Annotated in this window: 28 protein-coding genes and 3 tRNA genes; 15 read left to right on the top strand and 16 right to left on the bottom strand. The window is 69.9% G+C overall.

The annotated features are described in order from the left end of the window. The 4 genes from AB0F44_RS29040 to AB0F44_RS29025 all read right to left on the bottom strand — a co-directional run. On the bottom strand, positions 1–89 hold an 89-nt coding region (locus AB0F44_RS29040; protein ID WP_357360675.1), incomplete at its 3' end, for a hypothetical protein. 39 nt (positions 90–128) lie between these two features. Further along, positions 129–731, bottom strand: a complete 603-nt coding sequence (locus tag AB0F44_RS29035) for an energy-coupling factor transporter transmembrane protein EcfT (RefSeq protein WP_350663822.1) — start codon at positions 729–731, stop codon at positions 129–131. Then, on the bottom strand, positions 728–1417 hold the full coding sequence (locus tag AB0F44_RS29030; RefSeq protein ID WP_357360671.1) for an ABC transporter ATP-binding protein: 690 nt from the start codon (positions 1415–1417) through the stop codon (positions 728–730). Before AB0F44_RS29030 ends, AB0F44_RS29035 begins: the two co-directional genes overlap by 4 nt. Beyond that, complete coding sequence (locus AB0F44_RS29025) at positions 1414–2025, bottom strand: biotin transporter BioY (protein ID WP_350663818.1); 612 nt, start codon at positions 2023–2025, stop codon at positions 1414–1416. Before AB0F44_RS29025 ends, AB0F44_RS29030 begins: the two co-directional genes overlap by 4 nt. 111 nt (positions 2026–2136) lie before the next feature. Here AB0F44_RS29025 and AB0F44_RS29020 point away from each other — a divergent pair, with 111 nt between their 5' ends. After that, positions 2137–2706, top strand: a complete 570-nt coding sequence (locus AB0F44_RS29020) for a TetR/AcrR family transcriptional regulator C-terminal domain-containing protein (RefSeq protein ID WP_357360670.1) — start codon at positions 2137–2139, stop codon at positions 2704–2706. On the opposite strand, the gene AB0F44_RS29015 is transcribed toward AB0F44_RS29020, so the two are convergent. From AB0F44_RS29015 to AB0F44_RS29000, 4 genes are all read right to left on the bottom strand, one after another. Next, positions 2692–3729 carry a DUF2330 domain-containing protein gene (locus AB0F44_RS29015; RefSeq protein ID WP_357360668.1) on the bottom strand — a complete coding sequence of 346 codons (1038 nt, stop codon included), beginning with the start codon at positions 3727–3729 and terminating at the stop codon, positions 2692–2694. The genes AB0F44_RS29020 and AB0F44_RS29015 overlap by 15 nt on opposite strands. Positions 3730–3749: 20 nt before the next feature. After that, on the bottom strand, positions 3750–4358 hold the full coding sequence (locus AB0F44_RS29010; protein WP_357360666.1) for a pentapeptide repeat-containing protein: 609 nt from the start codon (positions 4356–4358) through the stop codon (positions 3750–3752). A gap of 44 nt (positions 4359–4402) precedes the next feature. Next, positions 4403–5491, bottom strand: a complete 1089-nt coding sequence (locus AB0F44_RS29005) for an alpha/beta fold hydrolase (RefSeq protein ID WP_357360665.1) — start codon at positions 5489–5491, stop codon at positions 4403–4405. A 68-nt stretch (positions 5492–5559) separates the two neighbouring features. Then, positions 5560–6405, bottom strand: a complete 846-nt coding sequence (locus AB0F44_RS29000) for a 3-methyladenine DNA glycosylase (RefSeq protein ID WP_357360663.1) — start codon at positions 6403–6405, stop codon at positions 5560–5562. 70 nt (positions 6406–6475) lie between these two features. Here AB0F44_RS29000 and AB0F44_RS28995 point away from each other — a divergent pair, with 70 nt between their 5' ends. The 8 genes from AB0F44_RS28995 to AB0F44_RS28960 all read left to right on the top strand — a co-directional run bounded on the left by AB0F44_RS28995 (position 6476) and on the right by AB0F44_RS28960 (position 11528). Continuing rightward, entirely contained in the window at positions 6476–7288 is an 813-nt protein-coding gene (locus AB0F44_RS28995) for a fumarylacetoacetate hydrolase family protein (protein ID WP_357360661.1), read from the top strand. 50 nt (positions 7289–7338) lie between these two features. Next, the gene (gltX, locus tag AB0F44_RS28990) at positions 7339–8829 is read left to right on the top strand and encodes a glutamate--tRNA ligase (RefSeq protein ID WP_357360673.1); all 1491 of its coding nucleotides are present in this window, start codon (positions 7339–7341) and stop codon (positions 8827–8829) included. A 19-nt stretch (positions 8830–8848) separates the two neighbouring features. Beyond that, on the top strand, positions 8849–9787 hold the full coding sequence (locus AB0F44_RS28985) for a CPBP family intramembrane glutamic endopeptidase (RefSeq protein ID WP_357360659.1): 939 nt from the start codon (positions 8849–8851) through the stop codon (positions 9785–9787). A gap of 134 nt (positions 9788–9921) precedes the next feature. Continuing rightward, positions 9922–9993: transfer RNA gene (locus AB0F44_RS28980), tRNA-Gln, on the top strand. Between the two features lie 63 nt (positions 9994–10056). Further along, a tRNA-Glu gene (locus AB0F44_RS28975) sits at positions 10057–10129 on the top strand. A 102-nt stretch (positions 10130–10231) separates the two neighbouring features. Then, entirely contained in the window at positions 10232–10858 is a 627-nt protein-coding gene (locus tag AB0F44_RS28970; RefSeq protein ID WP_357360657.1) for a hypothetical protein, read from the top strand. Further along, positions 10855–11370, top strand: coding sequence for a sigma-70 family RNA polymerase sigma factor (locus AB0F44_RS28965; protein ID WP_357360655.1), 516 nt, complete (start codon positions 10855–10857; stop codon positions 11368–11370). The genes AB0F44_RS28970 and AB0F44_RS28965 overlap by 4 nt, the downstream gene beginning before the upstream one ends. Before the next feature lie 85 nt (positions 11371–11455). Beyond that, positions 11456–11528 (top strand) — tRNA-Glu (locus tag AB0F44_RS28960). A 21-nt stretch (positions 11529–11549) separates the two neighbouring features. Here AB0F44_RS28960 and AB0F44_RS28955 read toward each other — a convergent pair. Next, a complete protein-coding gene (locus AB0F44_RS28955) occupies positions 11550–12089 on the bottom strand; it encodes an arsinothricin resistance N-acetyltransferase ArsN1 family B (protein ID WP_357360653.1) in 540 nt (179 codons plus the stop codon). An 18-nt stretch (positions 12090–12107) separates the two neighbouring features. Here AB0F44_RS28955 and AB0F44_RS28950 point away from each other — a divergent pair, with 18 nt between their 5' ends. Next, positions 12108–12680: a helix-turn-helix domain-containing protein gene (locus tag AB0F44_RS28950; protein WP_141803670.1), complete on the top strand. Its 573-nt coding sequence runs from the start codon at positions 12108–12110 to the stop codon at positions 12678–12680. A gap of 1 nt (position 12681) precedes the next feature. On the opposite strand, the gene hutI is transcribed toward AB0F44_RS28950, so the two are convergent. From hutI to AB0F44_RS28920, 6 genes are all read right to left on the bottom strand, one after another. Beyond that, the gene (hutI, locus tag AB0F44_RS28945; protein WP_357360651.1) at positions 12682–13827 is read right to left on the bottom strand and encodes an imidazolonepropionase; all 1146 of its coding nucleotides are present in this window, start codon (positions 13825–13827) and stop codon (positions 12682–12684) included. Continuing rightward, entirely contained in the window at positions 13824–15119 is a 1296-nt protein-coding gene (locus AB0F44_RS28940) for a formimidoylglutamate deiminase (RefSeq protein ID WP_357360649.1), read from the bottom strand. The genes hutI and AB0F44_RS28940 overlap by 4 nt, the downstream gene beginning before the upstream one ends. Beyond that, a complete protein-coding gene (locus AB0F44_RS28935; RefSeq protein WP_357360647.1) occupies positions 15116–16342 on the bottom strand; it encodes an allantoate amidohydrolase in 1227 nt (408 codons plus the stop codon). The genes AB0F44_RS28940 and AB0F44_RS28935 overlap by 4 nt, the downstream gene beginning before the upstream one ends. A gap of 160 nt (positions 16343–16502) precedes the next feature. After that, complete coding sequence (gene hutU, locus AB0F44_RS28930; RefSeq protein WP_357360645.1) at positions 16503–18158, bottom strand: urocanate hydratase; 1656 nt, start codon at positions 18156–18158, stop codon at positions 16503–16505. Between the two features lie 8 nt (positions 18159–18166). After that, positions 18167–19708, bottom strand: coding sequence for a histidine ammonia-lyase (gene hutH / locus AB0F44_RS28925; protein WP_357360643.1), 1542 nt, complete (start codon positions 19706–19708; stop codon positions 18167–18169). Positions 19709–19731: 23 nt separating this feature from the next. After that, positions 19732–20886: an LCP family protein gene (locus AB0F44_RS28920; protein ID WP_357360641.1), complete on the bottom strand. Its 1155-nt coding sequence runs from the start codon at positions 20884–20886 to the stop codon at positions 19732–19734. Positions 20887–21061: 175 nt separating this feature from the next. Between AB0F44_RS28920 and AB0F44_RS28915 the strand changes: the two genes are divergently transcribed. From AB0F44_RS28915 to AB0F44_RS28905, 3 genes are read left to right on the top strand one after another with little or no spacing between them, the layout of a single operon-like run. Continuing rightward, positions 21062–22549, top strand: a complete 1488-nt coding sequence (locus AB0F44_RS28915) for an Ada metal-binding domain-containing protein (RefSeq protein WP_350663783.1) — start codon at positions 21062–21064, stop codon at positions 22547–22549. Continuing rightward, positions 22549–23028 (top strand): methylated-DNA--[protein]-cysteine S-methyltransferase, encoded by a 480-nt coding sequence (locus AB0F44_RS28910; RefSeq protein ID WP_357360639.1) that lies wholly within the window; start codon positions 22549–22551, stop codon positions 23026–23028. Before AB0F44_RS28915 ends, AB0F44_RS28910 begins: the two co-directional genes overlap by 1 nt. Then, positions 23028–23477, top strand: coding sequence for a hypothetical protein (locus AB0F44_RS28905; RefSeq protein ID WP_357360637.1), 450 nt, complete (start codon positions 23028–23030; stop codon positions 23475–23477). Before AB0F44_RS28910 ends, AB0F44_RS28905 begins: the two co-directional genes overlap by 1 nt. Positions 23478–23592: 115 nt before the next feature. Here the strand turns inward: AB0F44_RS28905 and AB0F44_RS28900 are convergent, their stop codons facing one another. Continuing rightward, on the bottom strand, positions 23593–24315 hold the full coding sequence (locus AB0F44_RS28900) for an IclR family transcriptional regulator (protein WP_008358359.1): 723 nt from the start codon (positions 24313–24315) through the stop codon (positions 23593–23595). Between the two features lie 143 nt (positions 24316–24458). On the opposite strand from AB0F44_RS28900, the gene leuC reads away from it, so the two are divergent. After that, positions 24459–25871 carry a 3-isopropylmalate dehydratase large subunit gene (leuC, locus tag AB0F44_RS28895; protein WP_357360635.1) on the top strand — a complete coding sequence of 471 codons (1413 nt, stop codon included), beginning with the start codon at positions 24459–24461 and terminating at the stop codon, positions 25869–25871. Positions 25872–25876: 5 nt separating this feature from the next. Beyond that, positions 25877–26482, top strand: coding sequence for a 3-isopropylmalate dehydratase small subunit (leuD, locus tag AB0F44_RS28890; RefSeq protein WP_357360633.1), 606 nt, complete (start codon positions 25877–25879; stop codon positions 26480–26482). Positions 26483–26678: the final 196 nt, after the last annotated feature.

The following is a 26678-nucleotide window of genomic DNA, read 5'->3' as shown; positions in this document are numbered from 1 at the left end:
CCGGCCTCGATGGCGGCGCCGACGTCGTCGACGTGGACGTGCACGTTCCAGATGCCCTCGCCACCGACCACGACCAGCGAGTCGCCCAGCGGCTGCGACCGACAGAACTACAGATTCGGCGAGGGTCGTCAGTCGCCGAGGCCGCGGGCCTTGAGGGCGTCGCCGGTCTCGTGGGCGCGGGCGACGACGCGGATGACGAAGGGCGAGAGGTACGCCCTCGGGTGCCGGATCCCGCGAGCGCGAGCCGCGTCGCGGGTCTCGAGGAGCAGGGCGATACTCGCCGGGATGCTGGTGATGGCCAGGCCGATCACGAGCGCGACCCCGTCCGGGTTGACGCCGATCGGCTTCAGCGGCGTGATGAGCCGGGTGAACAGGTCGAGCATCGCGTTGACCTCGGTCGTGGCGGTGAGGATGAGGCCGCCGAGCGCGAGGGAGAGCAGGTCGACGCCGGCCTCGACCGCGCGCGGCCATCCGTGGGCGTAGCCCTGGAGCGCGGAGAGGACGAGCGCGATGAGGAGTACGCCGCGGGCCGCCCGCCCCACCTGCCGCATCGGCAGCCGGGCGATGAGCGTGACCGCCACCGCGATCGCGAAGAGCACACCGGTGGCGACCAGCCCGTGGAGCACCACGAGCAGGGTGCTGAACACCAGCAGCCCGAGCAGTTTCGCGCCGGCGGGAGCGCGGTGCAGGAGGCTGTCGCCGGGCAGATAGGCGCCGAGGAGGTAGCTCACGCGTTCACCGACTGGGTGTAGTGAGCGACGGCGTCGGGGGCCGGTCCGTCGAAGGTGACCGCCCCTTCGGCGACGACCAGCGCCCGGTCGCACCGCGCGGCGAGGTCGAGGTCGTGGGTGACCAGAACGAGCTGCTGCGAGAGCCCGAAGAGCGCCTCGGCGACCAGCCGGGTGTTGGCCAGGTCGAGCAGGGTGGTGGGCTCGTCGGCGACGACGATCGACGGCTCCGCGGCGAGCACCCCGGCCAGGGCGAGCAGCTGCCGCTGCCCGCCGGACAACGTGTGCACCGACTGCGTGGCCAGACCCTCCAGCCCGAACCGCGCCAGAACCTCGAGAGCCCGAGCCCGCCGCTCCGACGAGGATCGCACCAGCCGCCGCAGCGACAGCTCGACGTCCTCGACGCAGGTCGGCATGACCAGCTGCGCGGCCGGGTCGGTGAAGCAGAAGCCGACCCGGCGGCGTACCTCCTTGCCCTTGCGGGCGACGTCGAGGTCGTCGACCAGGACGCGGCCAGAGGTCGGTGACACCAGGCCGTTCAGCAGCCGGGCGAGCGTCGACTTCCCGGAGCCGTTACCGCCGATGATCGCGACCCGGCGCTCGGTGAGCGTCAGCGAGGTGGGGGAGAGCAGCACCCGGCCGCCCTCGTCCTCGGGGAGAGCGACCGCAGCGGCATCGAGCTCGATCATCGGCGCAGCAGGTTCGGGAAGGCTCGGTGCACCTCGGCCGCGACGATCGCCACGAGCCCGGTCTTGACCAGGTCGCCGAACCAGAACGGCAGGTCCCACTTCCACACGGTGCTCAGCGGCTCGCCGGAGTAGATCATCATCCCCGCGATGCCGAGGGGGTGGACGATCAGGATCGAGCCGGCGATCGAGCACAGGAACACCACGACCGCCCGGGTGCGGGCAGGTCCGGCGACGTACTTGACCAGGAAGCCGACCAGCGCCGCCATCAGCGGGAACGAGATCAGGTAGCCGCCGGAGATCCCGGCGAACTTCGCGAAGCCCGAGGTGTGGTCGGCGTAGACCGGCAGCCCGATGCCGCCGAGCAGCAGGTAGAGGGCGACGGCCAGGAACCCGCGCACCGGACCGAGCAGCGCCCCCGAGAGCGCGACCGCGAAGGTCTGCAGGGTGATCGGCACGGCGGTGCCGGTCGGGATGTCGCCGACCAGGGTGGAGGCGCAGATCAGCCCGGTGAACGCCGCGATCAGGGCGATGTCGGTGGTCGTGAAACGGGCCGGCTTCGACTCGTCGGCCTCCGGGGTCGACGTCGCGCTGGTGGGGGACTCGGTCATACTCGCTCCTGCGTACTCAGACCTGAACCTTGGTCAGGTGAACGGTGTTCAGGTTAAGGTCGACGTACGTCTTCGTCCACTTCGTCCCACCACCCGGCCCCTGGGAGCAACATGCGATACCGCCGTGAGGACGTCGTCGCCCGCGCGCTGCAGGTCCTCGACGACTACGGTCTCGCCGATCTGACGATGCGTCGGCTCGGCACCGAGCTCGGCGTACGCCCCAGCGCGCTCTACCACCACTTCGACAACAAGCAGTCCCTGCTGGCCGCGGTGGCCGACGAGATCCTGCTCCGCGGTCGGCACGAGCCGTCGGGAGCGTGGGACGTACGCGTCACCGGCATCTGCACCGACCTGCGCGACTCGCTGCTGGCCTACCGCGACGGTGCCGAGGTCGTCGCCACCGTCTGGGCCTTCGGGCTGGGCGCGACCCAGCCCCACGACGATCTCGTCGCGGCGCTGAACGACGGCGGCCTCGGCGATCTCGCCCCCGTCGCCGCCCGCACCCTGCTCCACTTCGTCTACGGCCACGCCGTCGACGAGCAGACCCACCTCCAGGCCGCTGCCGCGGGCGCAATCGAGGACGACGTACGCGACACCGACGACTTCGTCACCGGTCTGGGCCTGATCGCCGCCGGCATCTCGCTGGCCAAGGCCGTACGTGAGGCCTCAGCCGACCGCTGAGGATCGGCGCCTGCGCAGCAGCAGGACCGCCGCGGCCCCGACGACGAGGCCGAGCGCTCCGCTGAGCACGGCCACCCACGGGGAGAGGTTCCGTTCGGCGTCTCGCGCGGACTCGGTCGCTGTCGGCGCGAAGGTCTCCGCGATCTCCGGCTCCCGGGCGAGCTCGAGGTCGCTTGTCAGCGATGCCGGGTCCTCGATCGAGAACGTCCACTTGGTCAGCCGGTTCTCGCCCCGCTCGACCAGGTTGTCGAGTACGTCGTCGTGAACCCCGTCCTCGACCAGCTCCACCGCGGCCTCGGGCTCATCCGAGGTGGTCCAGGCGGCGAGCGGCGACCGGAACGTACGGTCGAGGGTGAAGACCGTGACCTCGCCGAGGTCGTCGGCGACCGAGCTGAGCCGCATCGGATAGACGAGAGTCGCGGTGTCGAAGGTGAGCACGATCGGGTCGGCGTACCCATCGAACGGCTTGTCGCCGCGCATCTTGACCGCCGTGAACCGCCAGCCGTCCTCGAGATAGTCAGCGATGACCGGTTCGAGCTCGGGCTTGGCCGCATACCCGTTCGTACGCAGCCAGGTCGCCACCCCGCTCGCGTCCCCGCCCTCGATGACGGTCGCGACGACATCCTCGAGCACCGTCCGCGAGATGACGTCCGGCGCGGCTCCGGGCGGCGCCCCGGCACCGTCCTCGTCGAAGAGCGACCAGTCCTTCTCTGGCGGCGGAGTCGTGAGCCGCGTCAGCTCGTCGAACCGCTCCGAGTCTCCCTGGGTCACGTCCGGGACCGTCGGCGTCGGCACCAGGACCGCGAGGTCGGGCGTCTCCGTGGTGATCCCGAGCAGCATCTCGAGCCGCTCCCGCTCGCCCTCCTCCGCCCAGCTCAGGAACGCGATCTCCTCCCCGGCCTCGACGGTGTGCCCCTCCGGGACGTACGCCGCCCCGCACGCGCACGCACGCGCGGAACCGGGGACCAGCAGCAGGCCGGCGATGACAGCGACCAACGTGATGCGAATCGCTCCACGAGACATGGCGAACAACCTATCGGTGGTCACGCCGTCTCGACCTCCGCGCCGTGCAGTTCGGCGAGCATCACGGCGCCGGCGAGGTCCAGCTTCGTGCCGCGCAGCGACGCGGCGGTGAGGTCGACGCGGTCGAGTCCGGCGCCGCGGAGGTCGGCACCGTGCAGCGTCGTCTCCTGGAGCGTGGCTCCGTCCAGTCGGGTGTCTCGCAGGACCGCGTCGGTGAGGTCGGCCAGTGAGAGGTCGGCGTCGCGCAGGTCCAGGCTGGAGAGATCGAGCCGGGCGAGGTTCGCGCCGCGCAGCGAGACACCGCGCCAGATGCCGCCGGTCACCTTCAGCGGCCGCAGGGTGCAGTTCGAGAACTCGCTCCCGCTGAGCTTGCAGCCCTCGAACGTCGAGTCGAAGAAGTTCGTACGCCGGAAGTCACACCCGACGAACGCCGTGCCGACGTGGGTCGAGGCGTTGAACCGGCCGCCGTGGAACGTGCAGTTCTCGAAGAGCGCCGCCGACGTCGTCGCCTCGGTCAGGTCGACATCGGTGAAGACACAGTCGACGAACCGAGCGCCGGTGAGGTCGGCTGCGTACCAGTCCTCGTTGCGGAAGTGCTCGTCGGTCGCCTCGGCGGGTGGGTTCGGCATGGCGCACACCCTGCCACCCGCCACCGACACTCAGACGGTCCGGCTCAGTCGTGCTGGGAGAACCACTCGTCGAGGAGCGGCCAGGTGCTGTCCCGGGCGGCGCGGCCGGTGAGCAGTCCGAGATGGCCGCCGGGGACGATCTCGAACCGGAGCTCCTCGGCTCCGGTGAGCAGGTCGACCAGCGGCCGGACCGAGGCGACGGGACCGATGCCGTCGTTGGCGCCGGCGACGACGAGCGTGGGTTGCTTGACGTCGCGCAGGTAGACGGAGTGATCGTCGCTGAGGTCGATCTGCCCGCTGAACAGCGCGTTGGTGCGGAAGAAGTGGTGGTAGAGCTGCCCGAACGTACGCCCCGGGTAGGCGATGATGTTGTCGGTGAACCGGTCGACCGCCTCGAGCTGGGCGAGGAACTCGCGGTCGGCCAGGTTGGACAGCTTCGCGACCGGCTTGGTGAACATCTTGTCGACCGAGGAGATCTGAAAAGCCCACCTGACCAGCGGCTTCGGAGCACCCCCGAAGGCCTGGTAGGCCGTGGTGACCAGGTTGCCCGGCGGCAGGTTGAGCAGCGGCCGCAGCGGCGCGATCAGCGGCACCTGACGTACGTCGCACGGCGAGCCGAGCACCGCCAGCGAGGCGATCGGGAGGTCGGGGGCGTCGGCGGCGGCGAGCATCGTGAAGATCCCGCCCAGCGACCAGCCGACCACGTGCACCGGCCGCCCGCCCGCGTGCTCGGAGACCGACCGGATCGCCTCCGGCACGACGTGCGCGATCCAGTGCTCGATGCCGAGGCTGCGGTCGGCGAAGTTCACCTCGCCGTACTCGACCAGATAGGTCGGCCGGTTCGTCTCCACCAGGTGCTCGACGACCGAGCATCCGCGCCGCAGGTCGTAGCAGATCGCCGGCGCCGCCAGCGGCGTCACCAGCAGCACCGGGTCGCCCTCCGGCGTCGTCCCCGCCACGGGCCGGTAGTGGTAGAGCTCGCGTCGATTGCCGTCGTCGATCAACGTACGCGGCATCGGCCGGATGTCGGCGAGCCCGCCGTAGAGCAGCGAGTGCGCGACGTTCCCCGCGGCGGCGCCGACCGTGGTGGCGATCGAGGCGGCAGCTTTTCGGGGGTGGGGGAGGATGGCCATTGTGGGCTTAACGTAACCCGTCCTTCGAGGTCACGGCGGGAGCACGCTCGCACTGTGTGTGACGTCCGTTACGCGTCGATGAGCCGTTCGCACTCGCTGATGAGCCGCTCGCGGAGCGGAGCGGCCCGCTCGGCGAAGGTGCGCTGGGCGGCGGCGTACTCCTGTTTTCCGGCGGCCGTCTCGATGCGGATCGGGTCCAGGTCGAGCTCCGCGAGGTCGTACGGAGCGGCCTTCATGTCCATCGTGCGGATGTCCCAGGCGAGCTCGAAGCAGTCGGCGATGAGGTCGGAGGAGACCAGCGGGGAGAGCCGGAAGGCGTGCTTGTAGAGGTCCATGTTGCCGTGCAGGCAGCCCGGCTGCTCGAAGGCGGCTCGGTCGTCGGATCGCGGCGAGAGGGTGTTGAGCGGCGCCGCCGGCGGAGTGAAGAAGCGGTACGCGTCGAAGTGGCTGCAGGCGATGCGGTGGGACTCGACCACGCGGTCGGTGCCGGTGGTCCCGAGGCGCAGCGGCCAGTCGGCGTGGCGTACCTGCTCCGGGGTCAACCGGTAGACCATCGCCCACTCGTGGAGGCCGAAGCAGCCGAAGTTGGCCTCTCGGGAGGCGGTGGCGCGCAGCAGCTTCAGGAGGGTCTCGACGAGCAGGCGCTTGTCGGCGAGGAAGTCGCGGGAGACGGTGCCGTCGGCATAACCGCGCAACGACGAATACTCCGCAGAATCCGACAGTCGAACCCCGAACCCCGGGTGCCAGCGCAGCAGCTGAGCGGGCCGGTAGGAGTAGTAGGTGAAGAGGAAGTCGTTGACCGGGTGCTTGACCCGGGCGCCGCGGCGGGCGAGATGCGGCTCGACATAGGGCGCCAGGCGCGAGCGGTGAGCGGCCGCGCGAGCGGTCCACTCCGAACGCGACAGCACCTCCACGACGTACAAGCCTACGAAGGCGGCGCATAGTGAAGTGAATCGTGGCGACGGGTCCGGATAGGCTCAGCATGTGCGCATCGCCAGATTCACGACCAAGGGTGGCGAGCCCCAGTTCGGCGTCGTCATGGGGGACCTCGACGGCTACGGCCAGCTCAGCGAGGACGCGACCGTCGTCGCGCTCCAGGGCGACCCGCTGTTCTCGGGTGTCAACATCACCGACCAGGTCCACAAGTTCGAAGACGTCAAGCTGCTCGCGCCGGTGATCCCGCGCAGCAAGGTGGTCGCGGTCGCCCGCAACTACGCCAAGCACGCGGCCGAGCTCGGCAACGAGGTGCCGCAGGAGCCGCTCTTCTTCATCAAGCCCAACACCGCGGTCTGCGGCCCCGGTGACGCGATCCAGCGACCGAGCAACGTCGAGGACCTCCACTTCGAGGGTGAGCTCGCGATCGTGATCGGCCGGATCTGTCGCGACGTCCCGGTGGAGAAGGTGAAGGACGTCATCTACGGGATGACGGTCGCCAACGACGTCACCGCGCGCGACGTCCAGCGGCGGCTCAAGCACTTCTCCCAGGCGAAGGGCTACGACACCTTCTGCCCGCTCGGTCCCTGGATCGAGACCGACGTCGAGCCGGAGCAGCTCGCTGCCGGCGTACGCATCCAGACATTCCTCAACGGGGACGTCGTCCAGGACGGGTCCACGAAGGACCTCGTCCACGACATCCCGAAGCTGATCGCCCACATCAGCAGCGTCATGACGCTGCTGCCGGGCGATGTGATCCTCACCGGCACCCCTGAGGGTGTCGGCCCCATGGAGCCCGGCGACGAGATCGAGATCTTCGTCGAGGGGCTCGGAGCTCTGACCAACAAGGTGGCACAGCGTTGACTGACATTGGATTGACCGGCACACTCGAGCCGAAGGACTACCGAGTCCGGATGGCGCCCTCGCCGACCGGCTCGCCCCACGTCGGCCTGGTCCGTACCGCCCTGTTCAACTGGGCCTTCGCCCGCCACCACGGTGGCACCTTCGTCTTCCGCATCGAGGACACCGACAAGGCGCGCAACACCCAGGAGTCCTACGACGGGCTCATCGACCTGATGCGCTGGCTCGGCCTCGACTGGGACGAGGGCGTCGAGGTCGGCGGCCCCTACGGCCCCTACCGTCAGTCGGAGCGCTCGGAGATCTACGCCGACGCGCTCGGCCGGCTGCGCGCCTCCTCCCACGTCTACGAGTGCTACTGCACCGGCGAGGAGACCACCGCCCGCTACGAGGAGCGCCTGGCCGCCTACAAGGCCGCGAAGGCCGAGGGCGTCAAGGGTGAGGCCCCGGCCCAGGGTTACGACAACCACTGCCGCGACCTGAGCGAGGACCAGATCAAGGCGTACGAGGCGGAGGGCCGTTCCTCGGTCCCGCGCTTCCGCATGCCCGACGGCTCGATCACCTTCAACGACCTCGTCCGCGGCGAGGTGACCTTCGAGACCAAGCACGTCCCCGACTACGCGCTCGCGCGTGCCAACGGCGACCCGCTCTACACGCTCACGGCGCCGGTCGACGACGCCACGATGAACATCACCCACGTCTTCCGCGGTGAGGACCTGCTGTCCTCGACCCCTCGGCAGATCGCGCTCTTCGACGCGTTCGTCGAGGTCGGCCTGGCCGACCGTGCCCCGGAGTTCGGCCACCTGCCCTACGTCATGGGCCAGGGCAACAAGAAGCTCTCCAAGCGCGACCCGGAGGCGCACGCGCTGAAGTACCGCGAGGAGGGGTTCCTGCCCGAGGGGCTGCTCAACTACGTGGCGCTGCTCGGCTGGGCGATCGCGGCCGACCGCGACATCTTCACCATGGAGGAGATGGTCGAGGCCTTCGAGATCCACGACGTGGTCAAGAACCCGGCCCGCTTCGACGTCAAGAAGGCGGAGGCGATCAACGCCTCCCACATGCGGCTGCTGCCGGTCGAGGACATCACCCACCGGGTGATTCCCTACCTCAAGGCCGACGGGATCGTGTCGGATCCGGTCTCGGATGCCGATGCGCAGATGCTCGAGCAGGCGATGCCGCTGGTCGCGGAGCGAATCAACAAGCTCGGCGAGGCCTCCGACATGCTGCGGTTCCTCTTCGTCGCGGAGGCCGACTTCGCGCTCGACGAGGAGGACGCCGCCAAGCTGCTCGACGAGGAGGGTCTGGGTGTCGTCCGGGCCTCGCGCGACTCTCTCGCGGGGCTCCACACGTGGTCGACGGCCGAGATCCAGGACGCGCTGACCGCGGCCCTGATCGACGGCCTCGGGCTCAAGCCACGCAAGGCGTACGGCCCGGTGCGCGTCGCGGTGACCGGCAAGCGGATCAGCCCGCCACTGTTCGAATCCATGGAGCTGCTCGGTCGGGAGCGTACGCTGGGGCGCCTGAAGGCGGTTCTCGGGAGGAGCTGAACGTGGCAGGACGGGCAGGATGAGCACGGTCATGGAGCCGCCCTCGGGATTGGCGTACTACCAGGTCCAGCGCAGCGGGCGCAGTGGCTGGGGGCGACCCCTGATCGGACTCATCCTGATCGGACTGTGCGTCTTCTTCGTCTCTCCGGCGGTCGTGCTGGCCGGGTTCGAGCTCTTCTTCCTGCTCACCGGCGACAACGTTGCCACGGGGATGGGCAACGTCTCCGACGTGGAGAACGTCACGCCGGAGTCGCTGGCGTTCCTGCTGCTCTCGCTGGCCGGGGCGATCCCGGCGGCGATGCTGCTGTGCTGGGCGCTGCACGGGCTGCGGCCCGGGTGGCTGGCCTCGGTCGAGCGACGGATCCGCTGGCCGTGGCTGCTGCAGTGCCTCGGGATCGCGGCGATCACGATGGTGGTCACCGTCATCATCGCCTCCCGGCTGCCGATCCCCGGCGACGACCTCGGCCCCAGCACGCTCAATCCCTACACGAGCACGATGCGCGACTTCGTGCTCGTCATCGTTCTGCTCACCCCGCTGCAGGCCGCGGGGGAGGAGTACCTCTTCCGCGGCTACATCTTCCAGACCTTCGGTTCGCTCTCCGGCGGGATGCTGGGCGCGCGTACGGTCTCGGTGACGATCACCGCGCTGCTGTTCGCCTTCGCCCACGGGTCCCAGGACCTGCCGCTGTTCCTGGACCGGTTCGCCTTCGGCATCGTCGCCGGCATCTGCGTCATCGCCACCGGCGGCATCGAGGCGGGCATCGCGATGCATGTCCTCAACAACTTCGTCAGCCTGGGCATGGCCGTGGCCTTCGGCGACATCTCGACGGTGCTCAACACCACCGAGGGGTCGTGGTGGCGGATCCCGGTCACCCTGGTCCAGTCGGGCGTCTTCCTGGCCCTGACCGTGTGGGCCGCGCGGTCGGCGGGCCTGTCGACCACGACGAAGAGCCCGTGATCTGGGCCCAGCGGGCGTGCCGATTTCGTAGCCTGGGGCCCTCGCCGGTAATGTTTCCTCTCGGTTCGAGGGAGAAATCCCGAGGGCCAGATCGCTCTTGTTGGCGGCCTCTCAGGCTAAGGCAATCAAGACGATGGGCTATGGTGTAATTGGCAACACGACTGGTTCTGGTCCAGTTATTCTAGGTTCGAGTCCTAGTAGCCCAGCGGATCCTCTCCGGAGGATTTGGGAGTCACCAAAGCGGTTCGCTAAGGTTTCACCCGCTGCAAGCCCCCGTCGTCTAGCGGCCTAGGACGTCGCCCTCTCACGGCGGTAACGCCGGTTCAAATCCGGTCGGGGGTACAACGCAGGAAGAGCCCCGAGTCACTGACTCGGGGCTCTTCGCCATTTCTCTGCTCGGGATGCGGCAGGATCCGGCGCGGAACCCGCTGCAACGTTTCGGGCATGAGCGGTCAGGTAGCGGTCGACACCACCCGACTGCTGGAGGACCCGATGTACGACGATGAGCTCGACCATCTGCTGAGCGCGGCGGCGCCGCGGCCGCGGTCAAGGGCGGATGCGCTTGCGCAGGATCTCGCCACGGCACTCGTTCACGCCGACCTGGGAGGTTCGGAAGCATCCAGGGTCCGGCGGAGGCGGTTTCGAAAGCCGTTCGTCATTGGCGGGGCCGCCGTCGGTGTTCTGGCGCTCAGCGCTGGCATGACCACGGATTCGTGGATGATGAGCGTGCCGCCTTTCATGACACTGGAGCCGGGGAAGCAGCGTGTCTATGAGCCGATCGAGTTTGTCGCCGACTGGGGGAATGGAGAGCAACGCAAGTGTCAGCTCTTCCTCGAGTTCCGCGGGCTCGACAATGACGAGATCGAGCGGGTGGCGGCGTACGTCCGCGCCAAGGACTGGAGCTCGTGGACCGATGACCTGAGTGACGCGGCGACCGATGACTCTCGTGTCCTTAGCGACCGTTTCCTGAGCGAGCTGCGCAACGTCTTGCCTGACATCGACGCCCCGTCCGCCTCGGGGACGGGGCCGGTGATGGCCGGTTACGGCACGAGCTGTGCGGGCGTCGAGTGACCGCCGAGCAGACGGTCAGGCCGGGAATGCAGCGGGGCGGGATCGAGGAGTGGCTCGCTGCCATGTCGCCGGAGCTGTTGGCGTACTTCGTACGTCGAGTGGTGCCCTCCGAGGATGCGGCAGACCTGTTGGGGGAGACGCTGCTGGTGCTGTGGCGCAGAGCCGATGCGATTCCTGATGACGATCGGGCCGCTCGGATGTGGGCCTTCGGGGTTGCGCGCAACGTGCTTCGGGGCCACCGACGTACGAGCCTGCGTCGGTCCGGGCTCGCGGACAGGTTGCGTGCGGAGCTCGGATCGAGTGGCGGGGTCGCGCCTTCGGCGGATGTCCGTGTGCTGGACCTCCGTGCGGCGATCGACGGCCTCAAGCCGATCGATCGCGAGATCGTGCGCTTGGTGCACTGGGAGGGCCTCACGCTCGTCGAGACCGCCGAGCTGCTCGGCCGGCGCGAGGGGACGGTGCGGAGTCGGTATCACCGCGCCCGGTCAGTGCTGAGGAAGCAGCTCGGCTGAGGCGACGCCGATGCACGGTTTCGGAGAGGCATCCGGTAATATTTCTGCTGCCTGCGGGGCCGAAAGGTCATCGCAGGAGGTGCAAGCCCCCGTCGTCTAGCGGCCTAGGACGTCGCCCTCTCACGGCGGTAACGCCGGTTCAAATCCGGTCGGGGGTACAACGCACGGGAAGCCCCGAGTCACTGACTCGGGGCTTCTTGGTTCTCCGGGGCCAAGTCGAGCTGCATCCAGGTGACGTCGTGCCAGGCGTCGAACTTCCAGCCGATCCTTCTGTACGTCCCCACCTCGGTGAAGCCGAAGGAGCGGTGGATCCCGACGCTCGCCTCGTTGGGGATGGCGATCCCGGCGAGCGCGCGGTGGAAGCCGCGCTCCTTCAGGTGTGGGAACAGGGCTGCGTACAGGGCCTTGCCGGCTCCGTTGCCCCGCCGGTCCCGGTCGAGGTAGATCGACACGTCGCAGGCCCAGCGGTAGGCGGCGCGGGTGCGGTGCTGGGTGGCGTACGCGTAGCCGAGCACCTCCGGCCCGCTCTCGCCCTCGGTCTCCAGGACGAGCCAGGCGTGCTCGGCCAGGGACGACTCGATGCGGCGTGCCATCTCCTCGGCCGTCGGCGGCTCGGTCTCGAAGGAGATGACGGTGTCGCGGACGTACGGCTCGTAGATCGCCGCGCAGGCGGCCGCATCCGCGGGCGTTGCGTGGCGGATGGTCCAGGCAGGAGGCATGTCTCCTATAGTAGTCTTGTGGCAGACGATAGTGACAAGTTTGGTGAGGCCCTTGCGTCCAACATCAGGTCGGCGCGGGAGTCGCTCGGGATGACCGTCGCGGGTCTCGCGGAGGCGTCCGGGGTCTCCCGGGCGATGATCTCGAAGATCGAGCGAGGCGAGGCACAGCCGACCGCTGTCCTGCTGACCCGGCTCTCCGGGGCGCTGGAGCTGACCCTGTCGGAGCTGATCGCGCGAGCCGAGGGGGACGCGGTCCGGGTGGCCCGACGCTCGGAGCAGACCGAGTGGACGGACCCCGAGACCGGCTACGTACGCCGCGCCGTCTCGCCGCCCGCGCGCGGGATCCTGGAGCTGGTCGAGGTGGAGTTCCCGGCCGGTGCCTCGGTGGCCTCGCCCGCCTCGGCGTACCACTTCAAGGAGCAGCAGATCTGGGTGCTCTCGGGGCACCTGAGGTTCGTCGAGGGCGACCTCGTCCACGAGCTCGACGCGGGTGACTGCCTGCAGCTGGGGCCGCCTGCCGACTGCGTCTTCGTCAACCCGACCGACGAGCCGTGCCGCTACCTGGTCGTGATCGGCAAGCGGCGCGGGTGAGTCAGATCGGGTTGCCGCCGCTCCAGACCTTGTAGGTGAGGGGGACACCGGGGCGGTAGGCCAGGTGCTTGGCGGAGGGGGCATCGAGAGCCTGCAGATCGGCGCGGCCACCTTCGCTGATCCGTCCCGCCGAGCCGTCGAGGCCGAGCGCGGTGGCGCCGCCGACCGTCGCTGCCCAGAGGGCCTCCTCGAAGGTCAGGCGCTGCTGGAGTACGGCGGTGGCGACGCAGAACCCCATCGAGGTCGTGAACGACGAGCCGGGGTTGCAGTTGGAGGCGATCGCGATCGTGGCGCCGGCGTCGACCAGCTCGCGCGCCGGGGGAAAGGGCTCGCGGGTGGAGAGGTCACAGGCGGGAAGGAGCGTGGCGACGGTGTTCGACCCGGCGAGTGCGTCGATGTCTGCCGGGCTCAGGTGGTTGCAGTGGTCGACGCTCGTCGCGCCCATCTCGACGGCCAGCTGTACGCCGCCGGACTCGCCGAGCTGGTTGCCATGGAGCTTGATGCCGAGGCCGGCTGCGCGGCCGGCTTCGAGGATCTCGCGGGACTCCTCGACGTCGAAGGCGCCCTGCTCGCAGAAGACGTCGATGTAGGTCGCGTAGGGCGCGACGGCCGCCAGCATCGGGCCGGTCACGAGGTCGATGTAGGCGCGACGGTCCACGCCCGCGGGGACGACGTGAGCGCCGAGGTAGGTGACCATCTCGGCGTGCTCGGCACTGATCCGGGCCAGGCGCTGCTCGGTCTCGACGTCGAGGCCGTAGCCGGTCTTGGCTTCGATCGTCGTCGTGCCGCCGCGGTAGGCCTCCTCGCGCAGCCAGCGCGCCCGCGCACGGAGGTCGTTGTCGGTGGCGGCGCGGGTGGCTTCGACGGTACGCATGATCCCGCCGGCCTCGTAGGGCCGGCCGGCCATCCGGTCGATGAACTCGTCGGCGCGGTCGCCCGTCGAGACCAGGTGGGTGTGGGAGTCGACCCAGCCCGGGAGCACCGCGCGACCGCCGAGGTCGTCCTGAGTGTCGGCTGCCGGGGCCCGGTCGGCGGCGCCGATCCAGGCGATGCGGCCGTCCTCGATCACCACGGCGGCGTCGTGGAGGGTGCCGTGGTGATCGGTGTGCGTGGTCAGCTCGCCGATGTTGGTCAGCAACAGGCTCATCCCAGCTCCTTCAAGGCTTGCGTGAACATGGTGGCCGGGTCGCGACCGTCGGCCAGGCGACCGTCTTCAGCCACCACCCGCCCGCCGACCACGACGCGACGTACGTCGCTGGCGGTCGCCACCAGGGCGAGCTGGTCGAGGGTGGCCCCGGCGGTGCGTACGGAACCGGGGTCGAGCTCCACCAGGTCGGCGCAGGCTCCGATGCGGAGGCCGCCCGGGAGACCGGAGGCGGCGTAGCCGGCGTCGGCGCGGGCGGATTCGAGGTCGGCGGGGGAGAAGCGTCCGCGCTGTCGGCTGCGGAGTCGCTCGCCGGCTTCCAGGCCGCGTACCTCGAGCCAGGGGTCGATGACGGCGTTCTGGTCGGAGCCGAGCGCGATCCGCACGCCGGCGTCGGCCAGCTCTCGGGCGGGTCCGATGCCGTCGCCGAGGTCGGCCTCGGTGGTCGGGCACATCACCACCCCGGCGCCGCTGTCCGCGATGAGGGCGATGTCGGCGTCGGTCAGATGCGTGGCGTGGACCAGCCAGGTGCGTGGGGAGAGGGCACCGGCGTCGGCGAGGACCTGGACGGGCGTCCGTCCGTACGCCGCGAACGACTGCTCGTTCTCCGCCGGCTGCTCGGAGACGTGGACGTGGAGGGGCACGTCGGCGGGCAGCCGCTCGGCGACGAGCGCGATGTCGTCGGGGGAGACGGCGCGGATCGAGTGGATGGCCGCGCCGACGGCGTGCGTCTGATGGAGCCGCTGCCAACGCTCGAGCCAGGCCTCCGCGGTGCCGTCTCCGAAGCGGCTCTGCTCGGGGAGGAGCGGCTTGCCCGGGGCGCTGGTCAGATAGAGGGTGTCGAGAAGCGTCAGCCGGATGCCGACGCTGCTCGCGGCCCTGGTGAGTGCTGTGCCGAACGCGTTGGGGTCCTCGTAGGGCGTCCCGTCGGGGCGGTGGTGGATGTAGTGGAACTCCGCGACGGTGGTCCAGCCGGTCACCAGCATCTCGGCGAAGACGGCCTCGGCCAGGCGCTCGTAGCAGTCGGGGGTGAGGCGGTCGGCGACGGCGTACATCTGCTCGCGCCAGCGCCAGAAGTCACCTCCCTGGTCGTGCGTACGGCCGCGCAGCGCGCGGTGGAACGCGTGGGAGTGGGCGTTGCCGGAACCGGCGAGCACGGTGCCGAGGCGGAGGTCGGCGGTCTCCGCGCTCTCGCTCGGGGTGATCGCAGTGATCCGGCCGTCGGCGACCTCGATCACGACGTCGGTGAGCTCGCGGTCCTCGACCAGCGCCCGCTCGGCATGGATCCGGGTCATCCGCGGGGCTCGCTCGCCAGCAGCCGCACGACCTCGGTCAGCGCCCTCGCCCCGGCGCGGCAGTCGTCGTCGGTGGCGGTCTCGTACGGGGAGTGGGAGACGCCGGTGGGGTTGCGGGTGAAGAGCATCGCGGTGGGGATCTCGGCGGCCAGGATGCCGGCGTCGTGGCCGGCGCCGGTGGCGAGCACGGGCACTCCGCCCAGCGCGCCGACCAGGCGTTGTTGCAGGTCAGGATCGAAATGGACCGTGGAGACGTAGGACTCTTCAGTCACCTCGAGGGTGCAACCGTGCTCTTTGGCGGCCGCGTGCGAGGCCGTCAGGATCTCCTCGAGCAGGGCTCGGGTCTGCGGGTCGGTGTCGCCGCGTACGTCGAGCCAGGCATCCACCCGGGAGGCGATGACGTTGGTGCCGCCGGGGATGGGCGTGAGGCGGCCGATCGTGGCCCGGGCGGAGTCGGTCCCGTCGTGGGCCGACGCGATGCGCTGGGCGGCCAGGACCGCGGCTGCCATCGCGGCGACCGGGTCGCGCCGGTCGCGCATCCGGGTCGCGCCGGCGTGGTTGCCCTCACCGGAGAAGACCAGCTTCCAGCGGCCGTGGGCCAGGATCGAGGAGGCCACCGCGACCTGTGCGTCCAGATCGGCGAGCCCGATGCCCTGCTCCACATGGAGCTCGACGAACGCCGACAGGCTCGCCAGCCGCTCCTCGTCGCGACCGAGCCCGGCCGGGTCGATCCCGTCGGCGCGGCAGGCATCGGCGTACGTCACCCCGGCGTCGTCGGTGAGCGCCGCCACCGTCGCGCCGGGAAGCGCACCGGTCATCAGCTTCGAGCCCAGGCACGCGATGCCGAACCGCGAGCCCTCCTCCTCCCCGAACGCGGCGATCGTCACCGGCCGAGCAGGCACGAAGCCCTCCTCCATCAGCGCCGAGACCGCAGCCAGGGAGGAGGCGACCCCGAGCGGGCCGTCGTAGGCACCCCCGCCCGGCACCGAGTCGAGGTGGGAGCCGATCGCGATCGCCCCGTCCCCGCGCGGACCCCAGTGGGCCCAGATGTTGCCGTTGTGGTCGGTCTCGACGTCGAGGCCGAGCTCTGCGGACGTACGCCGGAACCACTCTCGCAGCTCCAGCTCGGCCGGCTCGTAGACATGGCGGGAGTAGCCGCCGCGTACGGGATCGCGGCCGATTCCGGCGATCTCGTTGAGCAGGGTGACGACGTCGAGTGTCATTCAGATCCTTGGTTCAGGTCGTTCAGAGAAGGAGCTGTGTTGGTCTCGACACGCCTCCGCCTAGCGGCTCCGGCGGCTCGACCAGCGGGGCCGCCGCTGGTCGAGCCGTGAGGCCGGCTACGGCCGAGCGTGTCGAGACCAACACAGTCGTCTGCGAGGCTCAGGCGTCGAGCATCGGGACGTTGAGGCCCCGCTCACGAGCGACATCACGCGCGTGCTCGTAGCCGGCGTCGACGTGACGCATGACGCCCGTGCCGGGGTCGTTGGTCAGGACCCGCTCGATCTTCTCCGCGGCGAGCGGAGTGCCGTCGGCGACGCAGACCTGGCCGGCGTGGATGGAGCGGCCGATGCCGACACCGCCGCCGTGGTGGATGCTGACCCAGCTCGCGCCGGAGGCGGTGTTGAGCAGCGCGTTGAGCAGCGGCCAGTCGGCGATCGCGTCGGACCCGTCCTTCATCGCCTCGGTCTCGCGGTAGGGCGAGGCCACGGAGCCGGAGTCGAGGTGGTCGCGACCGATGACGACCGGCGCCGAGAGCTCTCCGGAGGCGACCATCTCGTTGAACTTCAGCCCGGCGAGGTGACGCTCCTTGTAGCCGAGCCAGCAGATCCGCGCCGGCAGGCCCTCGAAGTGCACCTTCTCGCCCGCCTGGGTGATCCAGCGCTTGAGGCCCTCGTTCTCGGGGAAGAGGTCGACGATCGCCCGGTCGGTCTTGGCGATGTCCTCGGGGTCACCCGAGAGCGCCGCCCACCGGAACGGGCCGAGGCCCTCCTCGAAGAGCGGTCGGATGTAGGCGGGGACGAACCCGGGGAAGGCGAAGGCGTTCGCGAACCCGCCCAGGCGGGCACCCTCGCGCAGCGAGTTGCCGTAGTCGAACACCTCGGCATCACGGCCCATGAAGCCGACCATCGCCTCGACGTGCTTGGCCATCGAGGCCTGCGCCTTCTCGGTGAAGTCGTCCGGGTCCTCCGCGGCCCGCGCGGCCCACTCCTCGACCGTGTACTCCAGCGGGAGGTAGGAGAGCGGGTCGTGCGCCGAGGTCTGGTCGGTGACGATGTCGATCTCGACCTCGCGCGACAGGATCTCCGGGAAGACCGCGGCACAGTTGCCGACGAGGCCGATGGAGCGCGGCGTACGCGACTTCTTGGCCTCTTCGGCCTGGGCCAGCGCGTCGTCGAGCGACGTCGCGACGGTGTCCATGTAGCCGTGGTCGACACGGCGCTGGAGACGGGCCGCGTCGACGTCGACGACGATCACGACGCCCTCGTTGAGCGTGACCGCGAGCGGCTGGGCGCCACCCATGCCGCCGGCGCCGCCGGTCAGCGTCACGGTGCCGGCCAAGGTGCCGCCGAACCGCTTGCGGGCGATGGCGGCGAAGCACTCGTAGGTGCCCTGCAGGATGCCCTGGGTGCCGATGTAGATCCACGAGCCGGCGGTCATCTGGCCGTACATGGTCAGGCCGAGCGACTCCAGCCGCCGAAACTCGGGCCAGGTCGCCCAGTCGCCGACGAGGTTGGAGTTGGCGATCAGGACCCGGGGCGCCCACTCGTGGGTGCGGAAGACGCCGACCGGCTTGCCGGACTGCACCAGCAGGGTCTCGTCGGCCTCGAGCTCGTCGAGGGTGCGGACGATGGCGTCGTACGCCTCCCAGGAGCGCGCGGCGCGGCCGGTGCCGCCGTAGACGACCAGGTCGTCGGGGCGCTCGGCCACGTCCGGGTCGAGGTTGTTCATCAGCATGCGCTTGGCGGCCTCGGTCTGCCAGTTCTTGGCGGTGATCTCGGGTCCGTGCGGTGCGCGGACAGTGCGTGGTTCGCTCATGTCGCTCATCACATCACTGAAGCGAGCGAGCGCGCACGCGAAAGAAGGGTGCCGTCGGCGACGAGCCCGACGACCGCCTTGATGTCCGGGGACAGGAACCGGTCCGGGCCGGGGGCAGGAACCAGCTTGCGGATCTCCTCGACCAGCGCGGCGCCCACCGGGCCGGGACGCTCGGGGGCGCGCATGTCGATCGCCCGGGCGGCGGTGAGGATCTCGATGGCCACGACCTGCTGCGCACCGGAGATCGCGCGGCGGAGCTTGCGGGCGGCGTTCCAGCCCATCGAGACGTGGTCCTCCTGCATCGCGGAGGTCGGGATGGAGTCGACCGATGCCGGGACGGCGAGGCGCTTGAGGTCGGAGACGATCCCGGCCTGCGTGTACTGCGCGATCATGTGCCCGGAGTCGACCCCGGGGTCGTGAGCCAGGAACGGCGGCAACCCGTGGTTGCGGGACTTGTCGAGGAAGCGGTCGGTGCGGCGCTCGGAGATCGAGGCGAGGTCGGCGGTGGCGATGGCCAGGAAGTCGAGTACGTAGCCGATCGGCGCGCCGTGGAAGTTGCCGTTGGACTCGACACGGCCGTCGAGCGTGACAACCGGGTTGTCGACCGCGCTGGCGAGCTCGGTCTCGGCCACCCGGGCGGCGTGGGCCATGGTGTCGCGCACCGCGCCGTGGACCTGGGGTGCGCAGCGCAGCGAGTAGGCGTCCTGCACGCGGGTGAACCCGGTGCCGCGATGGTCGGCGACGATGCCGCTGCCCGCGAGGACGGCACGGATGTTGGCCGCCGAGGTCGCCTGGCCTGCGTGCGGGCGCAGGGCCTGGAGGTCCTCGGCGAAGACGCTGTCGGTGCCCTGGAGCCCCTCGATGCTGAGCGCTCCGGCGATGTCTGCGGTGGCCACCAGATCGTCGAGATCGGCGAGCGCCAGGACGAGCATCGCCAGCATCCCGTCGGTGCCGTTGATCAGCGCCAGCCCCTCTTTCTCGCGCAGCTGCACCGGCGTGATCCCGGCGGCTGCCAGCGCGTCGGCGCCGGCGACTAGGTCGCCGTCGGCGTTGCGTACGTCGCCTTCACCCATCGCCGCGAGCGCGCAGTGGGCCAGCGGGGCCAGGTCGCCGGAGCAGCCGAGCGAACCGTACTCACCGATCACCGGGGTGACCTGGGCGTTCAGGAGCGCGGCGTAGGTCTGGGCGACCTCGGGGCGCACGCCGGTCCGCCCCGTGGCGAGGGTCGAGAGACGCAGCAGCATGAGGCCGCGTACGACCTCCTTCTCGATCTCGGCGCCCGAGGAGGCCGCGTGCGAGCGGACCAGCGAGGCCTGAAGCTGGGCGCGGTGCTCGGGCGGGATCGAGGTGTTGGCCAGGGCGCCGAAACCGGTCGAGATGCCGTAGTGGGGCCGGGTGTCATGAGCCAGCGACTCGATGAGCTCGCGGCTCGTGGCCATCGCGGTCAGCGACTCGTCGGTGAGGGTGATGGGAGCGTTGTGACGGGCGACGGCGACTACCTGATCGAAGGTGAGGGCACCGACCCCGACGGGAACCGTGGTGTAGGTCATGACCAGAGTGGATCACATCACATTCAGGCGGGTGAGCACAGGCCGTTGTCGGCGGCGTCCTTCTCCTGCTGCTCGGGGCTCACGGAGTCGGCCGGGACCTCGTCCGGTGAGGCGCTGACCTCGGGATTCTCCGGTGTGGCCGTGGTCGTCGGCGAGGGGGCGGCGGAGGCTGTCGCATCGTGGAGCGGACGGTCCTCGCGCATCCGCTCCCACAGCTGGTCAGCCGCAGGGAGGATCTCGAGACGGCCCCAGTTGGGGTCGCCGGCGGGGTAGGCCCGGTTGGGCACGGTCTCGAACTCGATGCTCGACGGATCCAGGTCGCGCATCTCGCCGGCCAGGTCGGCCAGCCCGGCGACGGAGCCGATGTCGGTTGTGATCGACTTCGAGAGCTCGGTCGCGAACGCGGCCAGCCGGCGCGGGCGGGTCAGGGTGCCGGCGGAGAGGACCTTGGTGGCGAGGGCGGTGAGGAAGTACTGCTGACGCCGCATCCGACCCAGGTCGGCATTGGGGGTCGAGGAGCGGTTGCGTACGTAGTCGAGGGCCTGCTTGCCGCGCAGGTTGTGGGTGCCGGCGGGCAGGAAGATGTTGTGCTCCTCGTCGTCGATCGCTTCCGGGATGCAGATCGTGACGCCGCCGACGGCGTCGACCATCCCGCGGAACCCGGCGAAGTCGAGCGCGAGGTAGTGGTCGATCGGGATTCCGGTGAGCAGCTCGGTTTGGCGGGCGGTGCAGATCGGGCCACCCAGGGAGTAGGCCTCGTTCCACATCACGCCGCTCGCCTCGGGGATCGTGGTGCCATCAGGGGCGGTGCACTCCGGCCGGTCGACGAGCGCGTCGCGTGGGATCGAGACGCCGTAGGCCGAGGTCCGGTCGGCGGAGACGTGCAGCAGGATCGTGCTGTCGGAGCCGCCCGAGCCACCCTCGCCGTCGATCGAGCAGCCTTTGCAGTCACGTCCGTCGGTGCCCAGGATCAAGATGTTGAGCGGCTGCTTGGGCCCCTCGTCCTCGCTCTTCGGCTCGTCGACGAGGTGGTGGATGTCGCCACCGGAGCCGAGGTTGCGGTTGAGGTGGTCGTAGAACGCCCAGGTGCCGATCCCGGTGCCGACCGCCAGGAACAGCATCGTGACCACGACGGTGAGCACGACCGTACGTGTCCCCGACCTCGTTTCGGTCCTCATCACCCTCCCTCGCTGGTCCGCGTGAGCAGACCGACTGCGTGTGCAGCCCACACAGGTTGTACGCGCCAGTGAGCCGAGAGGTTGCTGCTTCAGGTAACGGCATTGTGAAACCATGAGGAAGGCACTGTCCGAAAACCGCGCGTAATTTCTTTCCGAACGCGGCAACATGGTGGACATGGATGGGACGACGAGCGTGACAGGACTCGACTTCGAATCGTGCTACCGCGCTGTTCGATCGCGCGACCGGCGCTTCGACGGCATCTTCTACACGGCGGTGGCCTCGACCGGGATCTACTGCCGGCCCTCGTGCCCGGCCCGCACCCCGGCGCTGGTCAACGTCTCCTTCCACCGGACTGCGGCGGCGGCTCAGGCCGCCGGCTACCGGGCCTGCAAGCGCTGCCGCCCCGACGCCACCCCGGGCAGCCCGGAGTGGGATGTCGCCGCGACCCTGGCCGGGCGCGCGATGCGGCTGATCGCCGACGGCGTCGTCGACCGCGAAGGCGTCGAGGGGCTGGCCCGCCGGGTCGGCTACTCTCCGCGCCACCTGACCCGGCTGCTGACCACCGAGCTCGGCGCCGGTCCGTTGGCGCTGGCCAGGGCCCGCCGCGCACAGACCGCCCGGACGTTGGTCGAGACCACCGAGCTCGGCTTCGCGGACATCGCCTTCGCGGCCGGCTTCTCGAGCGTACGTCAGTTCAACGACACCGTCCGCGAGGTCTATGCGGCCTCGCCGACCGAGCTCCGCGGGCGCCGGGGATCGCGGCGCCGGGCCGACGGGACGATAGCGCTGCGGCTCGCCGTTCGCACCCCGTTCGCCGGGCGGGCCCTGCATTCCTTTCTGCGCGACCACCTGGTGCCGGGTGTCGAGGTCGCCGGGGTCGACGGCGGGCGGCGGTGGTTCGCCCGGACGCTCGACCTGCCTAACGGCCCGGGCACGCTGCGTCTCGAGCTCGCCGACATCCCCGAGGGCGAGACCGGCTTCGTCCACGCGACCTTCAAGCTCGCCGACCTGCGCGACACCACCGCCGCCGTCGAGCGCGCCCGCCGGCTGGTCGACGCCGACTGCGACCCGCGTGCGGTCGGCGACGTCTTCGTCGACGACGAGGTGATCGGTCCGCTGGCCCGGGCTCTGCCGGGGCTGCGGGTGCCCGGCACCGTCGACGGGGGCGAGCTGGCGCTGCGTACGATCGTGGGGCAGCAGGTCTCGGTCGCCGGGGCCCGAACCGTGCTGGCCGGGATCGTCGCCGAGCACGGCCGCCCGATCGCGACCGACATCGACGGCCTCACCCATCTGTTCCCGTCCGCGGATTCCTTGGCCGCTGCCGACCCGGCCGGCATGCCGATGCCGCGCTCGCGAGGGCGTGCGGTCACCGGTCTGGCCGCGGCGCTCGCCTCCGGTGAGCTCCAGCTGGATCGCGGCACCGACCGCGACGTCGTGCACGAGCAGCTGATCGGCCTGCCCGGCGTCGGTCCCTGGACCGCCGACTACGTCGCACTGCGTGCTCTCGGCCACCCCGATGTCTTCCTGCCGACCGACGTCGGCATCAAACGAGCGCTGGAAGTGCTCGGTGCGCCCGCGGCGGACGTCGCTGCATGGCGGCCGTGGCGCTCGTACGCCCTGCTCTACCTGTGGACCTCACTTACCGCCTTGGAGAAACTGTGATGTGGACTCTCATCGACTCGCCCGTGGGCGAGCTCCGGCTGGTCGCGCACGACGGCGCGATCACCGCGATCGACTTCATGCCGGCCGACTATGCCAAGGGCCGGGTGCTAGGGGACCGGTCCGACTCGGATCCGCTGTTGCTGGAGTGTGCCCGGCAGCTCGCTGAGTACTTCAAGGGTGACCGGACGAGCTTCGACCTCCCGCTGGCGCCCTCGGGCACCGCGTTCCAGACGCGGGTCTGGGAGCAGCTGCAGCAGATCGAGTACGGCACGACCGCCTCCTACGGCCAGATCGCCGGCCGCCTCTCGCTGACCGGCCACGGCGCCCGCGCCGTCGGGCTCGCCAACGGCCGGAACCCGATCCCGATCGTCATCCCGTGCCACCGCGTTGTCGGCGCGGACGGCTCGCTGACCGGCTACGCAGGTGGCCTGGACCGCAAGACCACGCTGCTGGGCCTGGAGAGCGGCGTCCTCTTCTGATGCCGAGACTGCAGTTGCGGCGGCCGAGACCGCAGTTGTGGCGTACGTCGCTGGTGGCCGCCCCGCTCCTCGCCGCTCTTGCCGGATGCGGCGCGGAGTCCGCGGAACCCGCAGAGCCCTCAGAGCCCGCGACCGGGGAGAGCCGGAGCGAGGCCGAGAACGCGCTGCTGGTCAACGGCCGGGCCAGGTGTGACCAGGACGTGTCGAGCGACGAGGCGAAGGACACGATCGAACGCGTCGGCGGGCTCCAGCAGCCGACCTGGTCGGTGCGGTTCGCGGAGAGCACCGCGGCCGGGGTCGTGGTGCTGGTCACTGGCGACCTCGAGGACGCCGAGCCGCGGCTCTTCGACGACTACCGCGTGGCGGTGATCGTCGGGTCGTCCGAGGACCAGACGCGTACGGAGGACTTCAGGGCCGTGCGCGACGCGGTGCGGGAGATCTGCGGCTGAGGTCGCTGGGATACCCGGTCGACCGGTGAAACTTGGACTTGACGGGCACTGAAACACCTGACAAGTCCAGGAATACCCGGCCAACCGGGTATTCCTGGGGCTGGAGTGACAGCAGCTACTCCGCAGCCGCGCGCCGCAGCGACTCGGAGAGCCGGTCGGCGGCGGCGAGGACGGCGGGGGCGTGCATCTTGCCGGGCTGGCGGGTGAGGCGCTCGAGGGGGCCAGAGACGGAGACGGCGGCGATGACCTTGCCGCCGGGGGAGCGGACGGGAGCCGACACCGAGGCGACGCCGGCCTCGCGCTCGCCGATCGACTGCGCCCAGCCGCGGCGGCGGATGCCGGACAGGGCGGCGGCGGAGAAGGCGGCGTTCTGCAGGCCACGGTGGAGGCGCTCGGGGTCCTCCCACGCAATCAGTATTTGAGCGGCCGACCCGGCGCGCATCGTCAGCTGCGAGCCGACGGGGATGGTGTCGCGGAGACCGGAGGGGCGCTCGGCGGCGGCGACGCAGACACGGAAGTCGCCCTGGCGCCGCCACAGCTGCGCCGACTCACCGGTGATGTCGCGCAGACGCGCCAGGACGGGCCCGGCGGTGGCCAGCAGCCGGTCCTCGCCGGCGGCGGCGGAGAGCTCGGCCAGGCGCGGACCGAGAACGAAGCGGCCCTGCATGTCGCGGGCGACCAGTCGGTGGTGCTCGAGGGCGACCGCCAGACGGTGTGCGGTCGGACGGGCGAGACCCGTCCCGGCCACCAGACCTGCAAGGGTCGCCGGGCCGGATTCGAGAGCTGTGAGCACAAGGGCGGCCTTGTCGAGCACACCCACACCGCTGGAACTGTCCATATCGCAAGACTAACTTCTCAGAACCTGAGATGCAACGTTACGCTCGGAGAAGCAGACTGGAAGTGGCGGATCTGACATTGCGATTCAACGCTCGAACCGCCACCGGCCACTACAGACCAAAGATGCCAGATGGAGAACGTGTCATGGGCAGGACCTTGTCGGAGAAGGTGTGGGACGAGCATGTCGTCCGGTCGACCGCGGGAGAGCCCGATCTCCTTTACATCGACCTTCACCTCATCCACGAGGTGACGAGTCCGCAGGCCTTCGAGGGCCTGCGTCTGTCCAACCGCAAGGTGCGCCGCCCGGACCTCACCATCGCCACCGAGGACCACAACGTACCGACCCTTGACTGGGACAAGCCGATCGCCGACCCGGTCAGCCGCACCCAGGTCGAGACGCTGCGGAAGAACGCCGAGGAGTTCGGCGTACGTCTCCACCCGCTCGGCGACGCCGAGCAGGGGATCGTGCACGTCGTCGGGCCGCAGCTGGGGCTCACCCAGCCGGGCATGACCATCGTCTGCGGTGACTCACACACCTCGACGCACGGCGCGTTCGGTGCCATCGCTTTCGGCATCGGCACCTCCGAGGTCGAGCACGTGCTGGCGACGCAGACGCTGATGCAGGACAAGCCGAAGACGATGGCTGTCACGGTCAACGGCGCGCTGCCCGATGGTGTCAGCGCCAAGGACCTGATCCTCACCCTGATCTCCAAGACCGGCACCGGCGGTGGCCAGGGCTACATCGTGGAGTATCGCGGCGAGGCCATCCGCGAGCTCTCCATGGAGGCCCGGATGACGATCTGCAACATGTCGATCGAGTGGGGCGCCAAGGCCGGCATGATCGCCCCCGACGAGACGACCTTCGCCTACATCAAGGACAAGCCCGAGGCCCCGAAGGGCGCCGACTGGGATCAGGCCGTCGCGCACTGGAAGTCCCTGGTCACCGACGAGGACGCCGTGTTCGACAAGGAGATCGTCCTCGACGCCGCCGAGGTCACCCCGTTCGTCACCTGGGGCACCAACCCGGGCCAGGGCGTCCCGCTGGGCGCCGCCGTCCCGAACCCCGACGACTTCGAGGACGCCGACGAGAAGATCGCGGCCGAGAAGGCCCTGACCTACATGGGTCTCGAGGCCGGCACCCCGATGCGCGAGGTGCACATCGACACCGTCTTCCTCGGCTCCTGCACCAACGGGCGCATGGAGGACCTGCGTACGGCCGCCGACATCATCCAGGGCCACAAGGTCGCCGACGGCACCCGCTTCCTGGTCGTCCCCGGCTCGGCCAAGGTACGTCTCCAGGCCGAGGAGGAGGGTCTGCACAAGATCTTCCTCGACGCCGGCGCCGAGTGGCGCGGCGCGGGCTGCTCGATGTGCCTGGGCATGAACCCCGACACCCTCGCCCCCGGCGAGCGCTCGGCCTCCACGTCCAACCGCAACTTCGAGGGCCGCCAGGGCAAGGGCGGTCGCACCCACCTGGTCTCGCCGGAGGTGGCTGCCGCCACCGCCGTACGCGGCACCCTCTCCTCGCCCGCCGACCTGACTCTCGTGGAGGCCTGAGAACCATGGACAAGTTCACCACCCACACCGGCGCCGGCGTACCGCTGCGCCGCAGCAACGTCGACACCGACCAGATCATCCCCGCGGTCTACCTCAAGCGCGTCACCCGCACCGGCTTCGAGGACGGCCTCTTCGCCGCCTGGCGCAACGACCCGACCTTCGTCCTCAACAACGAGGCGTACGCCGGGGCCTCCGTCCTCGTCGCCGGCCCCGACTTCGGCACCGGCTCGTCGCGTGAGCACGCCGTCTGGGCGCTGATGGACTACGGCTTCCGCGTGGTCATCTCGAGCCGCTTCGGCGACATCTTCCGCGGCAACTCCGGCAAGGCCGGCCTGCTCGCGGCGAAGGTCGACGAGAAGGTCGTCCAGAAGCTGTGGGACTACCTCGACGACAACCCCGGCGCCCAGATCACCGTCGACCTGGAGTCGCGCACGGTTCGTGCCGGCGAGGGTGTCGACGCCATCGAGGACTCCTTCGACATCGACGACTACACCCGCTGGCGCCTCCTCGAGGGCCTCGACGACATCGGCATCACGCTGTCCCACGATGACGACATCGCCACGTACGAGGCCACCCGGCCCTCCTTCAAGCCGGTCACCCTGCACGCCTGACCCTCGCCGAGAAGGCGCTCGCGTCGGCCGAAGCGTCACTTAGGTCGGCCGAGACGTCAGTTACGTAGATCGAATCGTCAGTTGTGGGCGACGAGAGTGCACTCTCGTCGAACCGACGGACGGTAGGCCGGGGTCGTGTGATAGGAATATCACAAGTATTAAAAAAAGAAACACTAGAACACAAAAAGTTTTTAGT

Source organism: Nocardioides sp. NPDC023903 (assembly GCF_040639295.1).
Classification (GTDB): domain Bacteria; phylum Actinomycetota; class Actinomycetes; order Propionibacteriales; family Nocardioidaceae; genus Nocardioides.
The sequence above is the reverse complement of the archived record's forward strand: the minus strand, read 5'-3'. Positions and strand labels throughout refer to the sequence as shown.

Bases quoted from the DNA above. Each gene is read 5' to 3' on its own strand.
- AB0F44_RS28985 (WP_357360659.1), top strand. From the start codon at position 8,849: ATGAGCACGGTCATGGAGCCGCCCTCGGGATTGGCGTACTACCAGGTC.
- AB0F44_RS28910 (WP_357360639.1), top strand. From the start codon at position 22,549: ATGTGGACTCTCATCGACTCGCCCGTGGGCGAGCTCCGGCTGGTCGCG.
- AB0F44_RS29020 (WP_357360670.1), top strand. From the start codon at position 2,137: ATGCGATACCGCCGTGAGGACGTCGTCGCCCGCGCGCTGCAGGTCCTC.
- AB0F44_RS28935 (WP_357360647.1), bottom strand. From the start codon at position 16,342: ATGACACTCGACGTCGTCACCCTGCTCAACGAGATCGCCGGAATCGGC.
- leuD (WP_357360633.1), top strand. From the start codon at position 25,877: ATGGACAAGTTCACCACCCACACCGGCGCCGGCGTACCGCTGCGCCGC.
- hutI (WP_357360651.1), bottom strand. From the start codon at position 13,827: ATGAGCCTGTTGCTGACCAACATCGGCGAGCTGACCACGCACACCGAT.
- AB0F44_RS29025 (WP_350663818.1), bottom strand. From the start codon at position 2,025: ATGACCGAGTCCCCCACCAGCGCGACGTCGACCCCGGAGGCCGACGAG.
- AB0F44_RS28955 (WP_357360653.1), bottom strand. From the start codon at position 12,089: ATGCCTCCTGCCTGGACCATCCGCCACGCAACGCCCGCGGATGCGGCC.
- AB0F44_RS29015 (WP_357360668.1), bottom strand. From the start codon at position 3,729: ATGTCTCGTGGAGCGATTCGCATCACGTTGGTCGCTGTCATCGCCGGC.
- AB0F44_RS28920 (WP_357360641.1), bottom strand. From the start codon at position 20,886: ATGAGGACCGAAACGAGGTCGGGGACACGTACGGTCGTGCTCACCGTC.
- AB0F44_RS29005 (WP_357360665.1), bottom strand. From the start codon at position 5,491: ATGGCCATCCTCCCCCACCCCCGAAAAGCTGCCGCCTCGATCGCCACC.
- AB0F44_RS28970 (WP_357360657.1), top strand. From the start codon at position 10,232: ATGAGCGGTCAGGTAGCGGTCGACACCACCCGACTGCTGGAGGACCCG.
- hutU (WP_357360645.1), bottom strand. From the start codon at position 18,158: ATGAGCGAACCACGCACTGTCCGCGCACCGCACGGACCCGAGATCACC.
- gltX (WP_357360673.1), top strand. From the start codon at position 7,339: ATGGCGCCCTCGCCGACCGGCTCGCCCCACGTCGGCCTGGTCCGTACC.
- hutH (WP_357360643.1), bottom strand. From the start codon at position 19,708: ATGACCTACACCACGGTTCCCGTCGGGGTCGGTGCCCTCACCTTCGAT.
- AB0F44_RS28940 (WP_357360649.1), bottom strand. From the start codon at position 15,119: ATGACCCGGATCCATGCCGAGCGGGCGCTGGTCGAGGACCGCGAGCTC.
- AB0F44_RS28915 (WP_350663783.1), top strand. From the start codon at position 21,062: ATGGATGGGACGACGAGCGTGACAGGACTCGACTTCGAATCGTGCTAC.
- AB0F44_RS28905 (WP_357360637.1), top strand. From the start codon at position 23,028: ATGCCGAGACTGCAGTTGCGGCGGCCGAGACCGCAGTTGTGGCGTACG.
- AB0F44_RS28900 (WP_008358359.1), bottom strand. From the start codon at position 24,315: ATGGACAGTTCCAGCGGTGTGGGTGTGCTCGACAAGGCCGCCCTTGTG.
- AB0F44_RS29010 (WP_357360666.1), bottom strand. From the start codon at position 4,358: ATGCCGAACCCACCCGCCGAGGCGACCGACGAGCACTTCCGCAACGAG.
- leuC (WP_357360635.1), top strand. From the start codon at position 24,459: ATGGGCAGGACCTTGTCGGAGAAGGTGTGGGACGAGCATGTCGTCCGG.
- AB0F44_RS29030 (WP_357360671.1), bottom strand. From the start codon at position 1,417: ATGATCGAGCTCGATGCCGCTGCGGTCGCTCTCCCCGAGGACGAGGGC.